At 62.9% G+C, this 7,197-nt stretch carries 8 protein-coding genes; all 8 read left to right on the forward strand.

Features of this window, described 5'->3' with window-relative positions; all coding sequences use genetic code 11:
* Positions 1 to 566: 566 nt before the first annotated feature.
* Positions 567 to 1,745, forward strand: a complete 1,179-nt coding sequence (locus AB0T83_RS18215) for an ABC transporter substrate-binding protein (protein ID WP_366194653.1) — start codon at positions 567 to 569, stop codon at positions 1,743 to 1,745.
* 133 nt (positions 1,746 to 1,878) lie between these two features.
* A complete protein-coding gene (locus AB0T83_RS18220; protein ID WP_366194654.1) occupies positions 1,879 to 2,040 on the forward strand; it encodes a hypothetical protein in 162 nt (53 codons plus the stop codon).
* Positions 2,024 to 3,430 carry an amidase gene (locus AB0T83_RS18225; RefSeq protein ID WP_366194655.1) on the forward strand — a complete coding sequence of 469 codons (1,407 nt, stop codon included), beginning with the start codon at positions 2,024 to 2,026 and terminating at the stop codon, positions 3,428 to 3,430. Before AB0T83_RS18220 ends, AB0T83_RS18225 begins: the two co-directional genes overlap by 17 nt.
* 3 nt (positions 3,431 to 3,433) lie before the next feature.
* Positions 3,434 to 4,462, forward strand: coding sequence for a carbohydrate ABC transporter permease (locus AB0T83_RS18230; protein ID WP_366194656.1), 1,029 nt, complete (start codon positions 3,434 to 3,436; stop codon positions 4,460 to 4,462).
* 12 nt (positions 4,463 to 4,474) lie between these two features.
* Positions 4,475 to 5,356 (forward strand): carbohydrate ABC transporter permease, encoded by an 882-nt coding sequence (locus AB0T83_RS18235; protein ID WP_366194657.1) that lies wholly within the window; start codon positions 4,475 to 4,477, stop codon positions 5,354 to 5,356.
* Positions 5,357 to 5,367: 11 nt separating this feature from the next.
* Positions 5,368 to 6,423: an ABC transporter ATP-binding protein gene (locus tag AB0T83_RS18240; RefSeq protein ID WP_366194658.1), complete on the forward strand. Its 1,056-nt coding sequence runs from the start codon at positions 5,368 to 5,370 to the stop codon at positions 6,421 to 6,423.
* Positions 6,420 to 6,911: an ester cyclase gene (locus AB0T83_RS18245; protein WP_435891190.1), complete on the forward strand. Its 492-nt coding sequence runs from the start codon at positions 6,420 to 6,422 to the stop codon at positions 6,909 to 6,911. Before AB0T83_RS18240 ends, AB0T83_RS18245 begins: the two co-directional genes overlap by 4 nt.
* 1 nt (position 6,912) lies before the next feature.
* A partial coding sequence (locus AB0T83_RS18250) for a histidinol dehydrogenase (protein WP_366194659.1) occupies positions 6,913 to 7,197 on the forward strand: 285 nt, incomplete at its 3' end.

Raw genomic sequence — 7,197 nt, forward strand, 5'->3', positions numbered from 1 at the left:
CTTGCTGATGTCGCCTTCGCCGCGCAACATGTCAGCACAGCAACAATCAATCGCCAACAGGTCGCGCTGTATCAGAACGGGTAAGGCCAGAATATAAAAACCGCAGCAATTGACTCCTACCGCGATATTTCCGGGCCTGACGGCGACGCGACGGGCGGATTGGTGCAACGATCAAGAAGCCGATGGAGAGAGCCGCGTCCGGTTGCAGCGCACGCCTTGCACCCTGCGACTTGCGCCCGGTTGGATGGACTGTGCTGGGAGAACCACGCCGGTTTTCACGACACCCGAAACGGCGAGACATGCTGGGATATGGAGGTGAAGTAACCGCATACTTCCCTTGCGTTAGACACAACGCCGATGCGGTCCGTTGCAATTTTCAATGGGCCCATAAAATATTTGCAATCGAATTCACGTCTGACTACGGTTTCAGTGGGTGCCTTGCTGCGCCGGCATCAACAACAAGAAACAACTGGGACCTACTTCAGACTGTCCAACGGGAGCTTCCACTCATGAATTTCCATCTCAAATCGGCAACCGCCGCCTCCGCACTAATCATTGCCGGAAGCATGGCTGTTGCCGATTGCGGTATCGACAGCGGCTCGGTCCGCATTCTGTCCAACGATTTCGAGGCTCTGCATGTCGTCGCCGACTGGGCCGAGAAATGCGCTTCGGACACCGTCGAAGTGACACGCAACCAGACCGAAGAGCACAAGAACATCCAGGTGCCTGCCCTGTCGATCAACCCGGCCACCTATACCGTCGCGATCGTGGCCACCAACTCGCTGGTGCCCTTGCTGAATGACGGGCTGGTGCGTCCGCTGGACGATCTGGTGGCCAAGCACGGCGGTCAGTTGACCAACAGCCAGAAGGTCATTGTCGACGGCAAGATCATGGCCATTGCCTTCATGGCGAACTCGCAGCACCTGTTCTACCGCGAGGACGTGCTGGCCGAGCACGGCATCAAGGTGCCGACCACCTTTGACGAGGTGTTCGCAGCCGCCGAGACGCTTCAGGCTGCCGGGTACGCCACGCCGCTGTCTTCGAACTTCATGCCCGGCTGGAACATTGCCGCCGAATTCGTAAATACCTACCTCGGCACCGGCGCGGACTTCTTCAAGCCCGGCACCGCCGAGCTCGACATCAACAACGAAAATGGCGTCGCCGTGTTGGAAAACATGAAGCGCATGCTCGACTACATGAGCCCGGATTGGGCGACCTTCGACTCCAACGCGCAAAAACCCGTCTGGGAAGCCGGCGAGTCGGTGCTGTCGCTGTCCTGGGGCTCGCGTGCCGGCGCCTACATTGCCGAAGACAGCCCGGCGCCCGAGGTTGCGGCCGCCACCGCCTTTGCAGCTTCGCCGGCCCTTGGCGACAACGGCATTCCCACCGCCGCGCTGTGGTGGGACGGGTTCACGATTGCCAAAAACATCTCGGATGAAGATGCGGAAGCCTCGTTCATCGCCATGATGAAGGGCATCTCGCCCGAGATGATGGCCGAAAACCCGGCCTCGGCGGTTTGGCTGATCGACGGGTATCAGCCCACCAAGGCCGCGTCCGGTGTGATCGACGGGCTTAACAAGGGCGCCCGCCCCTACCCGATGCTGCCCTACATGGGCATGCTGCACACCGCGCTGGGGGACAACCTGGCAGAGTATCTGCAAGGCAAGGAATCCGCAGAACAGGCGCTTGCCGATGTGACTGCGGCCTACACCACCGCTGCGACCGAGGCCGGCTTCCTCAACTGAGCCAATGAAACAGGGGAATGCCCGAGCGGGCCTTCCCCACGTCACCTCTCCCGGATTTGTCAGTATTGATACTCGCCCGTTCGCGGCGAAACCGGAGAGATTTATCTGCCGCCAGGACGACGGGGAGGTCGCCATGGAACGCCAGACGCTGATCGCCGCGCTCGCCAAGGCCGGCATTCGACCAACACGTGACGCCGATTTCGAGGCCATCGCCCGAACCGCCGAAGTTCTGCGGGACTCGGCGGATCAGATCCGACGCTGGCTGGCGGAGGTTGACCATGACCAACCCCGCTGACCTGACCCTTCCCGAGATGGCCGCGCGTCTGCGCGACGGCCGCCTGACCGCCGAGACCCTGGCCCAGGCCCATCTGGACCGGATCGACGCCCGCGACAGCCGTGTCGGTGCCTTCGTCCATGTCGACAAACAGGCGGTGCTCGCCACGGCACGGCGCGCGGATGCCGAACTTGCCCAAGGCCTGGATCGTGGCCCGCTGCACGGAATCTGCGTGGCCATCAAGGATATTTTCGACGTGGCCGGCTGGCCTGTTCGCTATGGCTCGCATCTTTATCGCGACCGGATCGCCGCCACCGACAGCGCCATAGTGGCGCGGCTGCGCGAGACTGGTGCGGTGCCGCTGGGACTGGTGGCGACCTATGAAATGGCCATTGTCGGCCCCGGCAACGATGGCCTCTATCCACAGCCGCGCAATCCCTGGAACCCGGCCCATGTGACCGGCGGATCGTCGTCGGGCTCTGCCGCCGCGATCGCCGCCGGGATGGTGCGCGTGGCGCTCGGCTCGGACACCGGCGGATCGGTGCGCAGCCCATCGGCCTATTGCGGCACGGTCGGGCTGAAGCCCACCCATGACCGGCTGCCGCTGGACGGCATCCTGCCGCTGGCACCGTCCTTCGACGTGCCCGGCGCCATGGGGCGCACCGTGGCTGAGACAGCACTTCTGTATTGCGCGCTGTGCGGCACACCGGCGGAAGCCCCGCGCCTGTCCCTTGACGGCCAGCGCATCGGCTATGCCCGCGCCTGGAGCCTGTCGCCGGACGCCCATCCGCAAATTGTTCATACAACGGACGCCGCCGCCTCGACACTCAGCCTGTGCGGGGCCGAAATTCGCAGGGTGACCTTGCCGCCGCTGCCCCTGATGACCGCCGCTGCCGCCGTGCTGATTCATGCCGAAGGGTTTCAGACCCATCGTGCGCATCTGGCAGGCGACGGCGGCCGCATGGGGCGGATGCCTTATCAATCCATGGCTGCCGGAGCCGTCCTGACGGAATCCGACATTGCCGAGGCGCGCCGCGCCGCCGGCCTGCTGCGCGCCTGCCTCGACGCCCTGCTGCAAGAGGTGGATGCCCTGATCCTGCCCACCACCTTGACCCCGGCCCCGGCCTTCGCCGAATTCGCCAGCGGTCAGGCCCGGTGGACCCCGATGTGTACCCTTCCCTTCAGCATGACCGGCCACCCGGCCCTGTCTGTGCCGATGGGCTTTTCCGATGGGCTGCCCCTGGGGCTGCAGATCGTCGGCCGTTTCGACACCGAACCCCTGTTGCTACAGATCGCGGCTGCCTTCGAGAACGCCACCGATCACGGCGCGCTGGATGCCACGTGTTTTACCTGGCGTCCGTCGCCAGCCCCCCGCCAAGCCCCTTTTTTCATGACTGAGGAGACGAACTAGGCCATGCCGCACAAGACGTTTCTCGCCTTCATATGGCCATCGCTCCTGGCGATGATCCTATTCATCGCGTTGCCGATCATCTCGGTAGCGTATCAATCCCTCTACGTCGAACACGAACAGATCCTCGTGATAGGCGAATCCTGCGGCCCCTTCGGCTGCAAGGAGGAAGTCAGCGTGGATGCCGAGGCCATGGCCCAGCTGCGCGCAGATCAACCTGCCGGCCGCTTCAACGGGTTGGGCACCTATTCCAACGCCAGCCACCTGGCGACGGATGAGATCGGCGAGATCTTCGCCACCTCCGAAAACTTCTCCGAGATCCGCAACCGGATCATGAACCTTCCGTTCTACAAGGCGCTGGCCTTCACCCTGGCCTATACCTTCATCGTGACGCCGCTGGTCATCATCCTTGGGTTCATCATCGCGGTGGTGGTCAATTCGGTGCCGTCGCTGCTGAAGGGTCCGGTGATCTTCTTCTCGCTGATCCCGATGCTGGTGACGCCGCTGGTGGGCTCGCTTGTGCTGTTCTGGATGATCGACAGCCGAGGCATCATCGGTGCAGGGCTTCAGGCTTTGTTCGGCGATCCGACCCTGTCGCTGAAAGCCTCGCCAACGCTGACGTGGATCACGCTGTTCGTCTACGGGGTCTGGCATTCCGCCCCCTTCGCCTTCGTGGTGTTCTATGCCGGGCTGCAAACCGTGCCGCAGGACACCATGGAAAGCGCCATGGTCGACGGCGCCAGCCGTTGGGAGCGGATCCGCTTTGTCATCATTCCCTACCTGATGCCGCTGGCCACCTTCATCGCGCTGATGCAGCTGATGGACAATTTCCGGGTGTTCGAGCCGATCATCGGCTTCTCGGCCGCGGCCAGCGCCACCTCGCTCAGCTACCTGATCTACAACGACCTTCGGGCCGCTGAATCGCCGCTCTTCGGATCGGCGGCGGCAACCTCGATGCTGACCATTCTCGGGGTCATCATCCTGCTGCTGCCCGTCCTGCGCCAGAACTGGCGCGAATTCAACCGCAAGTCCTAAGGGAGGCGACCGATGTCAAATCCGGCAGATAAAAAACCGCTACCGCTCAAGCTGTTGGCCACCACCATTGTGCTGTTGTGGCTGGTCATCGCGGCCTTCCCCTTCCTGTGGACCATGTGGGGCAGCTTCAAGGTCGAGGGCGACTTCTTCAGCCGCGCCGACTGGATGAACGCCATCATCGGCCCGGTGACCCAACGCCAATACGGCGGCGCCTTCACCCTGGCAGGCTATGACGGCGCCTGGATCCAGCAGGAATTCTGGCGCGCGGTCATCAACACCGCCATCGTCACCGTCTGCGTCGTGATCATCTCGCTGACCCTGGGCACCCTGGGCGGCTATGCGCTGGCCCGGTCCGGGTTCAAATACACCTTCTGGCTGCTGATGGCGGCGCTGGTGTTCCGCGCCATGCCGCATGTCACGCTGGTGTCGGGCTACCTGTTGCCGTTCTTCCAGCTCAACATCTGGGGGTATCTGCCCACCACGATCATCGTGCTGGTGGCCATCAACCAGCCCTTCACCCTGTGGATGCTGCATTCCTTCTTCCTGTCCATCCCCAAGGATCTGGACGAGGCGGCAATGGTTGACGGCTGCACCCGATTCCAGGCCTTCCGCCTGGCGATCATCCCGGTGATGTGGCCGGGGGTGGTGACGACGGGGCTGTTCAGCTTCCTGCTGGCGTATAACGACTTCACCGTCACCTCGATGCTGCTGAGCCAGGAAAACCAGACGATGATCCCCAAGATCAACGCCTTCCTCGGCTCGACCCAGGAAGAGGGCAAGGTGATGTACGCCGTCGCCGCCGTGGTCTCGGCCATCCTGCCCCTCTTCGTGCTCATTCTCTTCTTCCAGCGCCAGATTGTCAGCGGTCTGACCGCCGGCGCCGTCAAAGGATAAAGGAGGCCCTCATGGCCAGACTTCAACTCAAGAACGTCAACAAGCGCTGGGGCAACTTCGTCGGCGTGGACAACTTCGACCTCGACATCGCGGACCAGGAATTCCTGGTGCTGCTCGGCCCCTCGGGCTGCGGGAAATCCACCACAATGCGGATGATCGCCGGGCTGGAGGATGTCACCGACGGGCAGATCATCATGGGCGAAAAGGTCGTAAACGATCTGGAGCCCAAGGATCGCGACATCTCGATGGTGTTCCAGTCCTACGGGCTTTACCCGAACCTGTCGGTCTATGAAAACATCCGCTTCCCGTTGCGCGTCCGCAAGGTTCCCAAGGACCAGCACGATGCCAAGGTGATGGATGCCATCCGCATGGTGGAACTCGAGGACTTCATGGATCGCCGGCCGGCGGAACTGTCGGGCGGTCAGCGCCAGCGCGTCGCCCTGGGCCGCGCCATCGTGCGCAAGCCCACCGTGTTCCTGATGGATGAACCGCTGTCCAACCTGGATGCCAAGCTGCGGGTGTCGACGCGGGCGCAGATCAAGAACCTGCAATCCAAGCTGCGCGTCACCACCGTCTATGTGACCCACGACCAGATCGAGGCAATGACCCTGGCCGACCGTGTTGTGGTGATGAACGCGGGCAAGATCCAGCAGGTGGGCACACCGACGGACATCTACGACAACCCGGCCAACACCTTCGTGGCCAGCTTCATCGGTTCGCCCGCCATGAACCTGGTGGAAGGGCGCCTCGATAACGGTGTGTTCACCGCCGAGGGCATCCGGGTCGAAGGCCTGCCGCAGACCGCGTCGGGCAATGTGACCCTCGGGTTCCGCGCCGAGGATGCCGAGATCACCCAGAGCGACGGCCAGATCTCTGCCCCGGTCTATTCGATCGAGCTTCTGGGCGAAGCCTCGATGATCACCTGGCGTCTGGCCGGATCGCTGGTGTCGATCAAGACCCACAAGGAGTACCGTGCCGAGATCGGCGATATCGTCAAAGCCAGCATCCCGGCCAGCATCTGCCACCTGTTCGACACCGCTTCGGGAGAAAGGATAGCTCACGGATGACACCTGAGGAAAAAGCAGAGGCAACCCGCCAGGTGATCCTTCGGATGGAAGCGGCCCTGGGGGCCAACTCCGACGACATGGCCGCTCATTTCCACGAGGATTTTCGCTGGATGGGCAACCAGGGATGCGGCACCAAACAGGGCCTTCAGGCCTTCCGCAGCAATTGGCAATTGCCCCTGCGCGCCGCCTTCACCGAGCGGGACTACAAGACCGAACGCTTCATCTGCGAAGGCGACTGGGCGTCGTGCTTCGGCCATATCGAGGCCACCCATTCGGGCCCGTTCATGGGGCATGCCGCCACCGGCAAGCGCGTGAAGATCCCCTACATGGATTTCTGGAAGATCGTGGACGGGCGCATCGCAGACAACTGGGTCTCGGTGGATTTCGCCCATGTGCTCGCCCAGTTGGGCGAGGACGTTTTTGGCGGCCGGGGCTGGGAAGCCTTTGACGACGGCACCGCCACCCCTCCGACACCGCAAGAGGCCTGACATGACCATCCAACATCTGAAAACTGGCAAGCCCGAGGCGGATCGGGCGGCCGATGACGCCAAGACCCGCGGCATCGTGGAGGCTGCCCTGAAGGACATCGAAGCCCGCGGCGATACCGCCGTGCGCGAGATGTCCAACAGGTTCGACAAGTACGACCGCGACAGCTACCGGCTGAGCGAGGCCGAGATCCAGGCGCTGATCGCCAAGGTCTCGGACCGCGACATGGCCGACATCCGCTTTGCCCACGACCAGGTGCGCAACTTCGCGCAGGCGCAGCGCGATTCC

It is taken from the genome of Meridianimarinicoccus marinus, from assembly GCF_040689105.1.
GTDB lineage: Bacteria > Pseudomonadota > Alphaproteobacteria > Rhodobacterales > Rhodobacteraceae > Meridianimarinicoccus > Meridianimarinicoccus marinus.

Coding starts and splice junctions, on each gene's coding strand:
- AB0T83_RS18245 (WP_435891190.1), top strand. CDS start 6,420: ATGACACCTGAGGAAAAAGCAGAGGCAACCCGCCAGGTGATCCTTCGG.
- AB0T83_RS18215 (WP_366194653.1), top strand. CDS start 567: ATGGCTGTTGCCGATTGCGGTATCGACAGCGGCTCGGTCCGCATTCTG.
- AB0T83_RS18235 (WP_366194657.1), top strand. CDS start 4,475: ATGTCAAATCCGGCAGATAAAAAACCGCTACCGCTCAAGCTGTTGGCC.
- AB0T83_RS18220 (WP_366194654.1), top strand. CDS start 1,879: ATGGAACGCCAGACGCTGATCGCCGCGCTCGCCAAGGCCGGCATTCGA.
- AB0T83_RS18230 (WP_366194656.1), top strand. CDS start 3,434: ATGCCGCACAAGACGTTTCTCGCCTTCATATGGCCATCGCTCCTGGCG.
- AB0T83_RS18240 (WP_366194658.1), top strand. CDS start 5,368: ATGGCCAGACTTCAACTCAAGAACGTCAACAAGCGCTGGGGCAACTTC.
- AB0T83_RS18225 (WP_366194655.1), top strand. CDS start 2,024: ATGACCAACCCCGCTGACCTGACCCTTCCCGAGATGGCCGCGCGTCTG.